Source organism: Nocardiopsis sp. JB363, assembly GCF_900143625.1.
Classification (GTDB): Bacteria; Actinomycetota; Actinomycetes; order Streptosporangiales; family Streptosporangiaceae; genus Nocardiopsis.
Window position 1 is genome coordinate 1 of sequence record NZ_FRFF01000125.1, and the last position, 14,436, is coordinate 14,436.

15 protein-coding genes are annotated in these 14,436 nt (G+C 69.1%); 10 read left to right on the forward strand and 5 right to left on the reverse strand.

Going from position 1 to position 14,436, the window contains the following annotated elements; translation table 11 throughout:
* Together BQ8420_RS18275 and BQ8420_RS18280 are read left to right on the forward strand one after the other, a co-directional pair.
* Positions 1-917 (forward strand): hypothetical protein (locus BQ8420_RS18275; protein ID WP_235006345.1); only part of this gene is annotated, 917 nt, incomplete at its 5' end.
* A 91-nt stretch (positions 918-1,008) separates the two neighbouring features.
* Positions 1,009-1,668, forward strand: coding sequence for a hypothetical protein (locus BQ8420_RS18280; RefSeq protein WP_087100350.1), 660 nt, complete (start codon positions 1,009-1,011; stop codon positions 1,666-1,668).
* 31 nt (positions 1,669-1,699) lie between these two features.
* On the opposite strand, the gene BQ8420_RS18285 is transcribed toward BQ8420_RS18280, so the two are convergent.
* Positions 1,700-3,364 (reverse strand): FAD-binding oxidoreductase, encoded by a 1,665-nt coding sequence (locus BQ8420_RS18285; protein ID WP_369825516.1) that lies wholly within the window; start codon positions 3,362-3,364, stop codon positions 1,700-1,702.
* Between the two features lie 17 nt (positions 3,365-3,381).
* On the opposite strand from BQ8420_RS18285, the gene BQ8420_RS18290 reads away from it, so the two are divergent.
* The 4 genes from BQ8420_RS18290 to BQ8420_RS18305 all read left to right on the forward strand — a co-directional run bounded on the left by BQ8420_RS18290 (position 3,382) and on the right by BQ8420_RS18305 (position 7,422).
* Entirely contained in the window at positions 3,382-3,969 is a 588-nt protein-coding gene (locus tag BQ8420_RS18290) for a TetR/AcrR family transcriptional regulator (RefSeq protein ID WP_087100351.1), read from the forward strand.
* An 82-nt stretch (positions 3,970-4,051) separates the two neighbouring features.
* Positions 4,052-5,575, forward strand: coding sequence for a glycerol-3-phosphate dehydrogenase/oxidase (locus BQ8420_RS18295; protein ID WP_087100352.1), 1,524 nt, complete (start codon positions 4,052-4,054; stop codon positions 5,573-5,575).
* Between the two features lie 217 nt (positions 5,576-5,792).
* Complete coding sequence (locus tag BQ8420_RS18300; protein WP_087100353.1) at positions 5,793-6,344, forward strand: ATP-binding protein; 552 nt, start codon at positions 5,793-5,795, stop codon at positions 6,342-6,344.
* Between the two features lie 178 nt (positions 6,345-6,522).
* The gene (locus BQ8420_RS18305; protein ID WP_087100354.1) at positions 6,523-7,422 is read left to right on the forward strand and encodes a bile acid:sodium symporter family protein; all 900 of its coding nucleotides are present in this window, start codon (positions 6,523-6,525) and stop codon (positions 7,420-7,422) included.
* 4 nt (positions 7,423-7,426) lie between these two features.
* Here BQ8420_RS18305 and BQ8420_RS18310 read toward each other — a convergent pair whose 3' ends face one another.
* Together BQ8420_RS18310 and BQ8420_RS18315 are read right to left on the reverse strand one after the other, a co-directional pair.
* Complete coding sequence (locus tag BQ8420_RS18310) at positions 7,427-8,071, reverse strand: response regulator transcription factor (RefSeq protein ID WP_087100355.1); 645 nt, start codon at positions 8,069-8,071, stop codon at positions 7,427-7,429.
* Complete coding sequence (locus BQ8420_RS18315) at positions 8,059-9,276, reverse strand: sensor histidine kinase (RefSeq protein WP_087100356.1); 1,218 nt, start codon at positions 9,274-9,276, stop codon at positions 8,059-8,061. The genes BQ8420_RS18310 and BQ8420_RS18315 overlap by 13 nt, the downstream gene beginning before the upstream one ends.
* Positions 9,277-9,794: 518 nt before the next feature.
* Between BQ8420_RS18315 and BQ8420_RS18320 the strand changes: the two genes are divergently transcribed.
* Genes BQ8420_RS18320 through BQ8420_RS18330 form a run of 3 tightly spaced genes read left to right on the forward strand, consistent with a single transcriptional unit; the run spans position 9,795 to position 12,420 of the window.
* The gene (locus BQ8420_RS18320) at positions 9,795-10,052 is read left to right on the forward strand and encodes a hypothetical protein (RefSeq protein WP_087100357.1); all 258 of its coding nucleotides are present in this window, start codon (positions 9,795-9,797) and stop codon (positions 10,050-10,052) included.
* Positions 10,053-10,060: 8 nt separating this feature from the next.
* Complete coding sequence (locus tag BQ8420_RS18325; protein ID WP_087100358.1) at positions 10,061-11,653, forward strand: alpha/beta hydrolase; 1,593 nt, start codon at positions 10,061-10,063, stop codon at positions 11,651-11,653.
* Between the two features lie 38 nt (positions 11,654-11,691).
* The gene (locus BQ8420_RS18330; protein WP_087100359.1) at positions 11,692-12,420 is read left to right on the forward strand and encodes a hypothetical protein; all 729 of its coding nucleotides are present in this window, start codon (positions 11,692-11,694) and stop codon (positions 12,418-12,420) included.
* A 70-nt stretch (positions 12,421-12,490) separates the two neighbouring features.
* Here the strand turns inward: BQ8420_RS18330 and BQ8420_RS18335 are convergent, their stop codons facing one another.
* Together BQ8420_RS18335 and BQ8420_RS18340 are read right to left on the reverse strand one after the other, a co-directional pair.
* A complete protein-coding gene (locus tag BQ8420_RS18335; RefSeq protein WP_087100360.1) occupies positions 12,491-12,988 on the reverse strand; it encodes an LURP-one-related/scramblase family protein in 498 nt (165 codons plus the stop codon).
* Positions 12,989-13,102: 114 nt separating this feature from the next.
* Positions 13,103-13,561, reverse strand: a complete 459-nt coding sequence (locus BQ8420_RS18340; RefSeq protein WP_087100361.1) for a hypothetical protein — start codon at positions 13,559-13,561, stop codon at positions 13,103-13,105.
* A gap of 158 nt (positions 13,562-13,719) precedes the next feature.
* On the opposite strand from BQ8420_RS18340, the gene BQ8420_RS18345 reads away from it, so the two are divergent.
* Positions 13,720-14,421, forward strand: a complete 702-nt coding sequence (locus tag BQ8420_RS18345) for an exonuclease domain-containing protein (protein ID WP_087100362.1) — start codon at positions 13,720-13,722, stop codon at positions 14,419-14,421.
* Positions 14,422-14,436 lie beyond the last annotated feature (15 nt).

Below are 14,436 nucleotides of genomic sequence, written 5' to 3' on the forward strand. Positions count from 1 at the left end.
TCCCCGGACAGCCCGGACAGCCCGGGCAACCCCCGCAAGGCCCGCCGCCCGGGTACGGGCAACAGCCGCCCCAGGGGCCGCCCCCCGGCTACGGGCCGCAAGGGCCCGGTCCGCAGGGCCCGCCGCCCGGTTTCGCCCCTCAGGGTCCGCCTCCGCAGGGTCCGCCGCCCGGATACGGACAGCAGCCCCCGCAGTACCCGCCGCCCGGGTACGGGCCGCAAGGGCCCGGCGGCCCGGAGCAGCCCAAGAAGAAGACGGGGCTCATCATCGGTGGCGCCATCGGTGCGGTCGTGTTGATCGGCGGGATCGCCGGGATCGCGGTGTGGGCGTCCTCCGGCGGTGAGTACGTGTCCATGCCCGACGACTGCGCTCTCCTGTTCGAGGGCAACTCGCTGGAGGACTCCGACTTCGGTCCGATGCCCTCCTTCGACGGTGGCTTCGATCCGGAGGGCGGCTCGTCCGACGGTTCCTACGGGGAGATGTCGTGCGAGGGCGAGTCCGGTGACCTGATGGTCTCCTTCCACGTCGAGCTCTTCGACATGGAGCACCCCGACACCGAGGAACAGCTCCAGGAGATCCTGGAGGAGGAGTTCGACCCGGCGGAGGAGTTCGGAGCGGATGCCACCGAACCGGGTGTGGTCAGCGACCTCGACGTGGACTACGGCCCCGAGGGGCAGGTTCTGTGGGACGAGAGCAGCATCGGTGAACGCGGCATGACCGTCGTCTCGACCATGGACGGTGGCGAGTTCGGCGAGGGCGGCGGCTTCGGCGCGAGCGTGTTCCTGTCGGGCAACGCGGCCGGCGCGGTCGTGATCGGCACGAACAGTGGCGGTGCCGACATCGAGACCGTGTACGCCACGGTCGAGAGCAGCGCCTCCGACCTGGAGAGCCGCGTCTCCAGGGTCGCCGAGAAGTGACCCGTCCGTCCGGCGGGGTCCCGTGGTTCTCGAACCCGGTCCCGCCGGACGGACCCCCGACCCACCACCACGACAGACGGAAAGCCCGAGAGTGAACACGGAACCACCCGAGCGGAACCGCCGACGCCTCCCGCTCGCCCTCGCGGGTGTCGGCGCGGTGACGGCACTGGTTCTGGGTGGGCTGTACGTGTGGTCGGAGAACACCCACGAGGAGGGCGTCGCCTTGCCCGAGGGCTGCGCCGACCTGCTCCCCGCCGACCTGGCCGAACGTCTGCCCGGGGCCGACGCGATCGAGCCGAGCGGCGAGATCGTGGACGAGCCGGCGGAAGAGGGTGTGCTCCGGGTCGCCCACTGCGAGGCGGCCGACGACGTCGACGGCGGCACCGCCCACTTCAGTCTTCAAGTGGTGCTGTACGACCCCGGCGAGGAAGAGAGCGTGCGCCGCATGCGGGAGATGGTCGCCGAAGGACGGCTCGCCCGCGAGGCGGACGACTTCGAGATGGAGTACGGCGACCCGCCCATGCGCGCCGTGGAGTGGCGTTCGCTGTCGGTGGGGGACGGGGGATACGCCACGGCGTCGGCTCCGGTGGACGAGGAACGGCCCGACGAACTGTGGTCCTCCCTGGAGTACTCGTTCGACAACGCGCGGGTGAGCCTGTTCCACCGCACGGACGGCCCGGTGGAACCAGAAGAGGACCTGGACGTCCTGGAGGACCTGGCCGTCGAGGTCACCGAACGCCTGGGCGGGTAGGACCCGCGAGGCCCTACCCGCTCGAAACGCCTCAGGCGTCGGGGATGAGCTTGCCGGGGTTGAGCACGCCCTCCGGGTCCAGAGCGGACTTCACCGCGCGTAGTACCTCGGCGCCGAGCGGACCCAGCTCCGCCGTCATCCACGGCCGGTGATCGGTGCCCACCGCGTGGTGGTGGGTGATGGTGCCGCCGTTGGCGACGATCGCGTCCGAAGCCGCTCGCTTGGCCCCGGCCCAGCGTGCCGACGGGTCCTCGCCCGCACCCGTGGCCACCGTGAAGTACAGGGACGCCCCGGTCGGGTAGGTGTGCGAGACGTGGCACAGCACCACCACACCGCTCACGTCGTCGTCCAGCGCGTCCGTCAGGGCGCCCACCACGGCCCGGTACAGCGGCAGCAGGTCGCTCCAGGTCGCCGCGGTCTCCAGGGTCTCGGCGAGGATGCCCGCGGACAGCAGGGTGTCGCGCAGGTACGGGGCGCTGAACCGGTTCTCGCGCCAGTGCGCCACCGGGTCCGATCCCAGCGGGCTGCCGCCCGCCGTCACCATCACCTCGTGCACGGTGGCCGCGCGCGCCGCCACCTCGGCCTCGGTGCCCTCGAAGCCCAACACCGCCTGGCAGCCGGGCGTGGCCTCACGGCCGCCCAACGCGGCGTTCACGAACGTCTCGGTCTCGTCGGACAACCGCGCCATGGTGGGGCGCACGTCCGACTGGGCGAGTGCGCGCAGCGCCGTCACGCCGGTCGTGTAATCGGGGAAGGACCAGGCCTCGTCCAGGACGCGTTCGGGTCGGGGCCGCACGCGCACGGCGACCTCCGTGATCACCCCCAGGGTGCCCTCCGAACCCACCATGAGCCGACGCAGGTCGGGGCCGGCGGCGGAGGCGGGCGGCCCTCCCAGTTCCAAGGTGCCGCGCGGGGTGGCCACCCGCATGCCCATGACCATGTCCTCGAACCGGCCGTAACCGGAGGAGGCCTGACCACTGGAGCGGGTGGCGGCGTACCCACCGATGGTGGCGTACTCGAAGCTCTGCGGCATGTGCCCCAGAGTCAGGCCGTGCTCGGCCAGCATGGCCTCGGCGTGCGGGGTGCGCACGCCCGCGCCCAACACCGCGGTCAGGGAGGTGACGTCCAGGGACACCAACCGGTCGAGCCGCCGCAGGTCCAGGGAGACGACCACCGGGAAGTCCCCGCTGACCGGGGTGAGACCGCCGACCACACTGGTGCCGCCACCGAAGGGGACCACCGCCACGCGTTCGGCCGAGCACAGCGCCAGGAGCCGTTCCACCTGGTCGTGGTCGGCGGGGAACAGTACGGCGTCGGGTGCGAGGTCGGCCCGGCCGGAGCGGCGGGCGAGCAGGTCGGGCGTGCTCTTGCCGCCGCTGTGACGAAGACGGGTGGGTGCGTCGGTGCGCACGTGTTCGGCGCCGACGACCTCGGAGAGCGCGTCGCGGAGACGTTCGGCCAGGCGCGGGTCGGGCAGGGACACGTCCTCCTCCGCGACCGGGGGCATGTCCTCGGTGCGGGTGCGCAGGACCTGTGAGATGAGGTCACGCGTGGCGGGGTCGAGCTCGGCGGCCTGGTCGGGGTCGCCCCAGGCGAACCAGCTCATCTCCGGTGCGGTGTCCGAGGCCCCGCCGACCGGGCCGGTGACGGCGCTTGCGGTGTTCGGGGCGGGGGAGTCTTGCGCATCGTGGGTCATGCTCTACAGTTTTACACATGGCGTCAAAACGTAACGTAGAGGACGAGATCCTGGACGCGGCCCGCGCCAATGTCGAGGCGTTCGGTGTACGACGCACCACCCTGACCGACGTGGCCCGCCGAGCCGGGGTCAGCCGTCCCACCGTCTACCGTCGCTGGCCCGACGTCACCGCCCTCGTCGCGGACCTGCTCACCCGTGAACTTCGCCGCATCCTCATCGCCGAGGAGGTGGACGCCGAGAGCGACGACGTCGACGAGAGCGTCCGCGCGGGCCTGGTGCGACACGCCACCAGGGTCGCCTGGGCGATGCTCGCCCACCCCCTCGTCGGTCGGATCATCGACACCGAACCCGAACTCCTGGTCACCTATACCTTCCACCGGCTCGGCAGCAGTCACACGGCCGCGCTCGAACTGGTCCAGCCCGCCATCGTCGAAGGCCAAGCCGATGGTTCCATCCGGGACGGCGACCCCGCGGTCCTCGCCCACCTGTTCATGGTGACCGTGCAGAACACCGTCACCTCCCACCGCCTGTTCGCCGAGGTCATCGATACCGACGGGCTGGTCGGCGAACTGTCCACCCTCCTGGACGGCTACCTCCGGCCTTGAGCTCGGAAGCGAACGAACGCCAAGGCGAGCCTCTCGGCCCTCGTGCCGCAACGGTCGTCGCCGCTCCCAGAAAGGAACACGCATGAGCCGGTCCACCTCCCTGAACACGACCCGCCGCGCCGCCGACCTCGCCGATCTGGAGGCCCGCCCCGACGTGGACCTGCTGGTGGTCGGCGGTGGCGTCACCGGAGCCGGAGTGGCCCTGGACGCTGCGTCCCGCGGGCTGTCCACCGTCCTCGTCGAACGCGAGGACCTCGCCTTCGGCACCAGCCGATGGAGCTCCAAGCTCGTCCACGGCGGGCTGCGCTACCTCGCCAAGGGCCAGGTCGGCATCGCCTACGAGAGTGCCCGCGAACGCGACGTCCTCATGCGCGTCACCGCGCCCCATCTGGTCCGCCCCCTGCCCATGGTGATCCCCGTGCACCGGGACGCCGGCGTGGCCCGGGCCCTGGCCGTCCGCGCCGGGATGGGCGGCGGCGACCTCCTGCGCATACTGTCCGGCACCCCCTCCTCGGTCCTGCGCGGACCTCGACTGCTCAGCACCCGCCAGACCCTTCGCCTGCTCCCCACCGTCGACCCGGACGGGCTGCTCGGCGGCATCCTCTCCTTCGACGGCCAACTCGTCGACGACGCCCGCCTGGTCGTGGCGATCGCGCGCACCGCCGCCGGACAGGGCGCCCGCGTCATCACCCGCTGCTCCGCCGAGAGCATCACCGCCGACGGCGTCGTCCTCCGTGACGAGACCGACGGGCGGCTCATCCCGGTGCGTCCGCGCGCGGTCGTCAACGCCACCGGTGTGCACGCCGACACCCTCGATCCGAGGATCCGGCTGAGCCCCAGCCGCGGCACCCACCTGGTCCTGGACGGCGCGGCGCTGGGACACCCTCGCGCCGCGCTGACCGTGCCGTTGCCCGGCAGCGTCAGCCGGTTCGTGTTCGCGCTGCCCCAGCCGGACGGACGCGTCTTCGCGGGCCTCACCGACGAACCGCTCGACGGTCCCGTACCTCGGGTGCCCGAGGTCCCCGAGGCGGACGTCGACTTCCTCCTCGCCCAGTTCAACCGAGCCCTGTCCACCGAGCTGACCCGGGCCGACGTCATCGGCTCCTTCGCCGGACTGCGCCCGTTGCTGCACGGGGACGGCTCCACCGCCGAACTGTCCCGCGAGCATCTGGTGTCGGTGGCGCCGAACGGTTCCGTCACCGTGGTCGGCGGCAAGCTCACCACCTACCGCGCGATGGCGGAGGAGGCCGTGGACGCGGCCGTCGCCGAACACCGGCTCCCCGCGGGTTCCTGCCGGACCAGGGAACTGCCGCTGGTGGGCGCGGCCTCCCCCGAGGAACTGGACGCTCTCGAAGCCCCGCGCCACCTGGTCTCCCGGTACGGGACGGAGGCGTCCGCCGTGGTGGCCGAGGCGGAGGGCGACCCCGAACTGTTGGTCCCGGTGGCGTGCGGGATCACCCCGGCCGAACTGCGGTTCGCGGTGCGCCACGAGGGGGCCATGGACGAGGCCGACCTGTTGGAGCGGCGCACCCGTATCGCACTGGTGGACGCCGACCGTGACCGTGCCGAGGCCGCGGCCAAGGAGGCTTTGGCGGCCGCGGGATAGGGGAGCGGGGAGCGGGGGACGAACCGGCCGAAGTCGCAGCGGTGGCGCGATCGGACCGACGAATTCGGGTGACTCACCACACCCGGGACCTCTGGTCGGCGACGATGTGATCGCGTAAGGTCATACCGGTTCGAGCCCCTCCCCCCTCGAACCCTCCCGCAGCCGCCCCCGCTATGGTTCGCACGCCCGTCGAGCCACCCCGCCCAAGGAGTCAGTCATGCCCACGCTCGTTGCCGTGCCGAGCCTCACCACCACCGAGGAAGACGTCCTCACGGGGGTCCCGGGCGAATACCGGCACTACTTCAACGGGCGGGTGCCGGTGCCGTTCGCCAAACGCCGATGGGAGTTCGCCGGGGAACCGGTGAGCGTTCCCCTGGTCAGGGCCTTCCTGGAGACCTGTGCCGCCGGCCGGGACTCCGACTACCAGTACGTGTTCACCCTGTTGGGGGCCGAGCTGGCCACCAACGCGATCCGGCACAGCCGGTCGGGTGAGCCCGACGAGACCTTCGTGATCCGGGTGGACCGCGGCCCGAACGGGATGACCGTGACCTGCCGCGACAACGGAATGCCCACCAGTGCGGTGGAGGGCGAGGGCGGACACCTGTTCGCCGCCGTGCCGGAGGACCGGCTCACCGCGGAGGACGGCCGTGGGCTGGCCCTGATCGACAGCTTCGCCACCACCTGGGGCGACAACGGCCACCCGAGTATCCGCAAGGTGTGGTTCCACCTGGCCTACGACCTCACCGGAAGCTCCTGGCCGGCCGCCTGACCCGAGGTTGGGAACCCTTGCCAGGCGACATGACCCATGCCACCATCTCTACTTGCAGGTAACTTGTGGCGTGGGTCACTGATCGACGCTTTTCTTCGTGCGCACCACGACCGCGCCCACGGGACCTGCGTCCCGACAGCTCGGCCGCGTCGCCGGCCCATCCCCCAAGGAGTCCCTCATGGACTCGGCCCTCACCACGGTCGGCCTGCCGGCCGCCCTCGGCGTCATCATGCTCGGCCTCGGCCTCAGCCTGACGGTCCGGGACTTCACCCGACTGCTCTCCATGCCTTGGACGATCCTGATCATCCTCGGCTGCCAGATCATCCTGCTGCCGGTCTTCTGCTTCGGTCTGGTCCTGGTCTTCGTCGAGTACCTCGACCTGTCACCGCTGTTGGCGGTGGGCATGATGATGATGGCGGCCTCCCCCGGCGGCACCACCGCGAGCCTGTACAGCTATCTGTTCAAGGGCAACGTCGCGCTCAACATCTCGCTGACCGCGATCAACTCGGTCACCGCCATCGTCACCCTGCCGCTCATCACCGGGTTCTCGCTGGGCTACTTCACCGAGGGCGGCACCATCGGTCTCCAGCCCGGGAAGATGATCCAGGTGTTCGCGGTCATCCTCGTCCCCGTCGCGATCGGCATGGTCGTCCGGGCGAAGCTGACCTCCTTCGCCGAACGCATGGAGCGGCCGGTCAAGCTGGGCTCCAGCCTCGTGTTGGTCGCGGTGATCGTCGGCGCGATCGCCGCCGAGTGGGCGAACCTGCCGCAGTACATCGTCTCCGTGGGCCTCATGGTGTTGCTCTTCAACGTGGTGAGCCTGACCGTGGGCTACTGGGCGCCGCGCATCGTCGGTACGAAGCGCCCCGAAGCCATCGCCTCCTGCATGGAGATCGGCCTGCACAACACCACCCTGTCGATGACCATCGCCATCACCGTCCTGAACAGCACCGAGATCGCCATCCCGTCCGCGGTCTACGGGGTGCTGATGTTCTTCACCGCCGCCGTCGCCGGTGCCCTGCTCACCCGACGTGACGCCCGGGAGGCGAAGGCCGAGGCCGCCGCGGCCGGAAGCTGACCGTTCACCGGTGCCCGAGGTGGGCCAGGACGGCGCGGACCCGCCGGTGGCCACTGTCCGTCGGGGCCAACCCGAGCTTGGCGAAGATGTTGCCGATGTGCTTGTGCACGGCGTTCGCGGTCACGAACAGCAGCTCGGCGATCTCACCGTTGCCGCGCCCCTCCGCCATCAGCGCCAGCACCTCCAACTCCCGCGCGGTCAAGGATTCCAGGGGGTCCTGGGGGCGTCGGGTGAGCAGTTGGCGGACCACCTCCGGGTCCATCACGGTCCCGCCCTCGACCACCCGGTCCAAAGCGTCGACGAACTCGCTCACCCGCCCCACCCGGTCCTTGAGCAGGTAGCCCACCCCGCCGCGACCGTCGGAGAGCAGCTCACCGGCGTAGTCCTGTTCCACGTACTGCGACAGGACCAGGATCGGCAGGCCCGGGTGTTCGTCCCGCGCGGCGATGGCGGCGTGGACGCCCTCGTCGCGAAAGCCCGGTGGCAGCCGCACGTCCACGATGGCGAGGTCGGGGGAGTGCTCCCGCACCGCGGCGGCGAACCCCGCGGCGTCCTCGGCCACCGCCACCACCTCGTGGCCTCGGGTGCCCAACAGCAGCTTCAACCCTTCGGACAGCAGCACGTTGTCCTCGGCGATCACGATCCGCACGGCAGCTCCGCACCGATCACCGTGGGGCCGCCCACGGGGCTGTCCACGGTCACCCGTCCGTCCAGGGCGGCGACCCTGCGCCGCAGCCCGCTCACCCCGCTGCCCGAGGTCTCGTCGACCCCACCGCGGCCGTCGTCGAGCACCTCCACCCGAAGCAGGCCCGCTTCCCGGGTCAGCCGCACCGAGATCGACTCCGCGTCACCGTGTCGGACCGCGTTGGCGACCGCCTCGGTGACCACGTAGTAGGCGGCGGTCTCCACGGCCACCGGAAGCCCACCGGGATCGGCCACGTCCAACCGCACCGGAACGGAGGTGCGCGCCGCCAGGGAGGTCAGTGCCCCCGGGAGGCCGCGGTCGGCGAGGATCGGCGGGTACACGTGTCGGATGACCTCGCGCAGTTCCACCATCGCCTCCTCGGCGCCCTCGTGGGCCCGTTCCAACAGGGTCGCGACCTGGGGGTCCGATACCGCTTCCCTGGCCACGCCCAACTGCATGGCGATGGACACGAGCCGGGCCTGGGTGCCGTCGTGCAGGTCGCGTTCGATCCGGCGCAGTTCGGCTCCGTGGGTGTCCACCACGTCCGCACGGGTGCGGCTCAGTCGGTCCACCCGCTCCGCCAGCACCTCCGTCTCGGAGGGGGCCAGCATCCGCAGACACAGCCGGGCGTGCGCCGGGGCCAGGGGCCGGACCACCCACAGGGCGAGCACCACGAACAGCACCGCCTGTGCGACCACGCCGGCCAGCGCGATCGCCCACCCGTCGATGGGGAACCCGTACATGACCGGTTCGAGCCCGGCGGGGAAGACCCACCACAGCAGGGCCTGGAGCGTGTTGAGCACCAGACCGGGCAGGAGCAGACCCACCAAGCCCGCGCCCAGGCTCACCACGGTGAACACGGGCACCCACACCAGGACGCGTCTGACGACGGGGTCGCGCAGTGTCACCCGTAACCCTCGGGAGGCGGGAGCCGACAGCACGGGGACCTCCTCGCCGAGCAGCCGGGCGGCACGGTGGCGATGCAGGTCGGCCCAACCCACGAGGAAGCCCGCCCAGTGGGGGAGCAGCAACAACCCGAGCCCGGCCACCGCGATCAGCGTCACCACCACCAGGCTCAGTGGCAACAGGACCAACCCCACCAGACCGGCGGCCCCGGTCACCAGTAGGTATCCGCACGCCCGAAGCGGCCCCCGCCACACGTCCCTCATATTCGGCTCCTCGCCGGTCGTCTCCGCCGTTGACACCGACAGTCTGGCGGCCGCACGAGGGTCCGGACACTACAGCCCACTACCCGGTTCGGAGGGCGGTGGCGGCCACCGGACCGGATGTCGATGACCGACCCCGGGTGGTGGTCCGCACGCACCTGAGCGGTCCGCTTGGACAGGACCGACTCCGATTCGCCTGGTCGGGACCGAGGATCACCGTTGAAGGTGCCTCCTCTTGCCGCGGGTGTGGTCGAGGATCGCGCAAGGTGGCCGGATGTGGTCAGAGTCGCCGCGGCACCGGGTCTCCGCCGGTCTCCGGAAGAGCGAGAACGAGAGATCTCATGAACGCACGATTAAATCGTTCACGTTTCTGGGATCGGTGTCCCGGCCAGATATGGATAAGATCCTGGAGGTCATTATATTTCATTGGAATCTCCCTTTTTCGTTGCCTGGAGGTTGCTATCAACGATGCCGGTGTGAACCTTCCAGAGGCGATTTCTGCAGCCGGAGGAGCTGCGGAAATGGCTGAAGTCATGAACGATCTGTCGACGCGGTTCTCGGGTGACCTGGATCCCGCATATAAGGCCAAGGAACTGACCGCCCTCGTCGATTACGAGACCGAAGGTGTCGAACGTATCGTCGAGGCCGCGCGAAGCAGTAGGTCTCTGGCCGAGACCACACAGGGAGCGGGTGGCGAGATCGCCGCTACGGACGGTGAGAGCGGAGAGGACTTCGCCGCAGTCGATGTTCCTCTTCCCAGAGAAGTCAATCTCTTCTAGGAGGACCCATGTCCGTCGAGACGATGACCCTTGGGCTTCCGGAGGACGTTGACGCCGACCCGGCAGGGATCAGGGATTCGGCCGAAGATCTCATGGAGACCAGGAATGCCATGCTCGGGCACTCGGCCGATCTGGAGAGTGGGTTCTGGGCGGCTTCCGATGAATTCACCGATGCCATCGCCTGGGACATCAAGGGGGCTTCCGTTTCCGACATCGAGTCCTGGCAGGCGGTCGCCGAACTCCTGACAGGGGGATCCGGAACCCTGGACCTGTACGCGGAGGCGGTGGAGGCGTATCGGGAGGTTCGAGGGGACATCCAGGGAAGATGGGACACCTACAAGTCCAATGCGTTGCGGCGCATAGAGGAGAACGGCGCGGACACGCTCACCATCAACGGAGACACCCAAGAGGAGGCCGAACGTACCTATCTCGACACCGTGCGTACCTCCTTGCTGGGTGAACACACCGATGCCCGCAACGACCTCGACGACGAGACGGAAGACGCCAACAAGGCGCTCCGAGAAGGTCCATGTAAGGGTATGTGGCAGCGTTTCGTGGACGCGGGTCTGATGTCCGGAAAGGAGACTTACCTCTTTGGTGGGGAAGTGTACGACACCGTCGATTTTTCTCCCGCTGAGGACTGGACCCCCGAACAGGTTGCGCAATGGTGGCACGATCTCGCACCGAACCAGCAGGAATACGCCATGGAGGAGTACGGAGAGGAACTGAGGAACCAGAACGGGATTCCTTCCGTCGTTCGAGACGAACTGAACCGGGACCGCCTGCAACTGGAGATCGATCGGCTCTCCGGGTCCGGAACGGGGCATCTCTGGTACCAACTGGAGCAGATGAGGGAGATCGAGGAGAGCATCGAAGGGGATGGCGCGTTGTTGCTCCATTTCGATCCGTATGTGGATGGTGGCGGCCAAGTGGCGGTCTCCTATGGCGATCCTGACCACGCCCACAACGTCTCGACTCTGGTTCAGGGCATGTCCAATGACATGGGAGCCTTCGAGGATCCTGCGGCTCGAGGTCGGCAGATCCGGGAAGCTATGGAGAACAGCGAACCGGGCCAAGAAAACGCGAGCGTGGTGTGGACGGGTTATGACACGCCACCCGGGGGCGGATTCGATCCGACCGAGGGGGCTGAACAACTCATCGACTTCCAGGACGGGCTGCGCGCCTCCCATCGGGGCGACGAACCTTCGCACAACACGGTCATGGGCCACAGCTTCGGGGCGCTCGTGGTGGGCGCTGCGGACAGCCAGGAGGGTGGGGGAGGACTCGCCGCCGACGCTTTGGTCTTCATCGGCGGAGCCGGTGCGAGCGTGGACAACATCACGGATCTCTCCGTCGACCCGAATGACATCCATGTGGTGGAGGGGGACGAAGATTGGATCAGACATCGGGACAAGCTGGACTCCAGCGACGACCACTACGGTGAACCACTGGCGAATGGCGAGTTCTTCGAGGACCCGAACAACCCCGGAGAGAGTCTGGGACATCACCTCGACCCCGAGGAGGAGACGGGCCATGCCGACTACTTCGAGGATGAGGAGACACTCGACTACCTCGGTGACGTGGCCACCAGTGGAAGCTGACTCGGAAAAGGACGCGCGTGAACGGTACAGACGCGAACATGACCGGGAAACGGGGGCGTGGTCCCGTGGTGTTCCTGTCTCGGTGGCTTCTCGGGCCCGATGAGGATCCGGCGTCCCTGCCAGGAAGGGCGAGGAGGTTCCTGGGTCGTCGGACGTGGCTGTTCTTCCTCGCGGCGTTGACGGCCGGGTTCGTCCTCGGGGGGCTCGGAGGACTCCTCGTTTACCGGTGGGACGAGTGGCCGCATCCGACTTTCGGGCTCTTCGTGGTCCCGGCCGTGCTGTTCGGATACCTGGCGGTGGGTCCGACGCGAGCGATGTCGGTCGGGGCGGTGGTGCTGTCGGCCGCCACCCTGGGAAATCTCCTGGGCATGCTGTACGGGCCGGCCGACCTGGAGGTCCGGGAGTACCTGGGATGGACTCTGGTGTCCGTACTGGTCGGGCCGGTGCTGGGTTGGCTGGGTCATCTGGTGGGTGCCCAGTGGCGAATCGTTCGGGGCGTCGCGACCGGTGCCGCAGCGGCGGTGGTCCTGCTGCCCCTCTATTACGGATTCGTCGATGGCGACCCCTACTACGCGGATTTCATGCCGCGGGTGACGGTCGTGTTCGACCTGATGGCGGTCGCCGTCCTCGTATTCCTGTGTCGGGGGATCGTGCCTCGTCTGGTGGCCGTCGGTACGGCTTGGGCTCTGGTGTGGCCGCTCCCGTTGCTCCACGCCGCGATGCTGTTGGTGCACGTCCTCGTGTGGTGGTCCAAAGGGCAGTGGTGATCCGTGGTCAGTGCCGGGCGCAGGCCGTCTCCGGTCCGGGGCGGTGGGGGCCGTCCCGGACCGGGACCGATCAGTCGTCGTCGGAGGTCAGGGCGTCCACGGCCACGGCGACGCTGACCACCAGCGCCGGGTCACCGGCGAGGTCCCGGCGGTGGGTGTTGACGTCGACCGCGTAGGTGTCCCGCACGCGGAACCACTTGCGGGAGACCACCGCGACGGTGCCCTCCTTGTCGCTGATGGAGTACTCCTTGTCCAGGAAGCTCCCCACGACCTCCCAGTCCGGTGCGCCCTCCAGTTCGACGTTGAGCTTGTCGCGGATGGGGTTGAACAGGCGCTTGCGGACGGTCGCCACCGTCTTGCCGTCGTGCTCCACCCGCATCTGGTCGCGGACCTTGAAGAGCTTCTTGCGGATCACCATCAGCTCGTTGCCCTGGGGGTCCTTGAGCTCGAAGGTGGTGCGGATCTTCAGGGCCTTGCCGTCGACCCAGAACACCTTGTTGCCCTGTTCGTCGGTCACCCAGAAATCATCGCCGATGTCGAAAACGCGTTCACGTACCAGGAACTTCATGCGATGACGTTATTGCACCGTGTCCCCATCCCACCACAAGCGCAGGTCGGAGCCCCGCCCGGGGACCGAGGCGGGGCCGTTGGAAGGGGGTGGCCTCACCCCCGGCCGGTGTCCTCAGCCCTTGGTGTCGCGGGTCAGGTCACCGACCAGCCGTGTCCCCAACCAGCGGTGCTGTAGCAGCCCGATCCAGACCGTCAACGCTCCGGAGACCACGAAGCCCAACGCCGCCAGGACCTGCCACTCCGGTGGTAGGTACCGGGCCAGGAGCCACAGGCGCAGGGAATCGTCCGCGCCCACCAGGTTCATCCCCAACGGGATCAGCCCCTGGGGGACCAGAGCGACCATGCCGACGGTGACCAGGACCACGCGGACCAGCGAGAGAACGATGTGGACCAGCCACCCGCGAACGGTGTCCGAGACGGAGACGGTGGCGTCCCGACCCCTCCCACCCGCGATCTGGGCGGATGACCCGCGTTCGGCGAGCCCGTTCATCTCAGGGGGGACACCGAGTCCGAGAGGGTCGCCCGCGACGGCCTCTCGTTCTCGCGTCTTCTCATGGTCGTTTCGTTCCATCACCGCTCCACCCGTCTCGATTGAAGAGATCCTGGCACTCGGAGCAATGCCGGGCAAGGCGGATTCCCACAGAGGACGGTTCGGCGCCGCTTGTCACCGGTGATCTGTAATGTCACTAGCGTGTTCGGAATCGGACGACCGGAACGGTGAGGAACGACGTGAACACCTCCTGGCATACCCAGCCCATGGCCGCCTTCGACATCGAGAGCACCGGCCTCGACGTCGAGAACGAACGGATCGTCACCGCCGCTCTGTGGCGGATCGATCCCGCGCGCGGCACCAAGGAGGTCACCGCCTGGCTGGCCGACCCGGGGATCGAGATCCCCGTGGAGGCCGCCGAGATCCACGGAATCACCACCGAACGGGCCCGGGCCGAAGGCCGCCCGACCGCCGAGGTCGTCACCGAGATCGCCGCCGCGATGGAGGCCGCCGTCGCCGACGGGCTGCCCCTGGTGGTCTACAACGCCCCCTACGACCTCACCCTGCTCGACCGCGAGATCGCCCGCCACCGCTCACCCTTGGCCGGCCTGCCCCTGGTCGTGGACCCGCTGGTACTGGACAAGAGGGTCGATACCTTCCGACGGGGCTCGCGCAAGCTCGTCGACGTGTGCGCCCACTACCAGGTGCCCCTCGCCCAGGAGGAGGCCCACGGGGCGGCCGCCGACGCCTTGGCCGCGGCCCGCCTGGCCTGGCAGATCGCCGCCCGGTACCCGGAGGTCGCCGAACTGCCGATCGCCGACCTGCACTCCTCCCAGGTCAAGTGGAAGGCCGAACAGGCGGCGAGTTTCCAGGAATACCTGCGCCGCCGCAACCCCGACGCCGTGGTCGACGGGACCTGGCCCTTCACCCCCGCCCCCTGACCGTGCACGGTCGCC

Excerpts from the sequence above, each read along its gene's own strand:
- BQ8420_RS18285 (WP_369825516.1), bottom strand. The coding sequence starts at position 3,364 with ATGACCCACGATGCGCAAGACTCCCCCGCCCCGAACACCGCAAGCGCC.
- BQ8420_RS18290 (WP_087100351.1), top strand. The coding sequence starts at position 3,382 with ATGGCGTCAAAACGTAACGTAGAGGACGAGATCCTGGACGCGGCCCGC.
- BQ8420_RS18295 (WP_087100352.1), top strand. The coding sequence starts at position 4,052 with ATGAGCCGGTCCACCTCCCTGAACACGACCCGCCGCGCCGCCGACCTC.
- BQ8420_RS18300 (WP_087100353.1), top strand. The coding sequence starts at position 5,793 with ATGCCCACGCTCGTTGCCGTGCCGAGCCTCACCACCACCGAGGAAGAC.
- BQ8420_RS18305 (WP_087100354.1), top strand. The coding sequence starts at position 6,523 with ATGGACTCGGCCCTCACCACGGTCGGCCTGCCGGCCGCCCTCGGCGTC.
- BQ8420_RS18315 (WP_087100356.1), bottom strand. The coding sequence starts at position 9,276 with ATGAGGGACGTGTGGCGGGGGCCGCTTCGGGCGTGCGGATACCTACTG.
- BQ8420_RS18320 (WP_087100357.1), top strand. The coding sequence starts at position 9,795 with ATGGCTGAAGTCATGAACGATCTGTCGACGCGGTTCTCGGGTGACCTG.
- BQ8420_RS18325 (WP_087100358.1), top strand. The coding sequence starts at position 10,061 with ATGTCCGTCGAGACGATGACCCTTGGGCTTCCGGAGGACGTTGACGCC.
- BQ8420_RS18330 (WP_087100359.1), top strand. The coding sequence starts at position 11,692 with ATGACCGGGAAACGGGGGCGTGGTCCCGTGGTGTTCCTGTCTCGGTGG.
- BQ8420_RS18335 (WP_087100360.1), bottom strand. The coding sequence starts at position 12,988 with ATGAAGTTCCTGGTACGTGAACGCGTTTTCGACATCGGCGATGATTTC.
- BQ8420_RS18340 (WP_087100361.1), bottom strand. The coding sequence starts at position 13,561 with ATGGAACGAAACGACCATGAGAAGACGCGAGAACGAGAGGCCGTCGCG.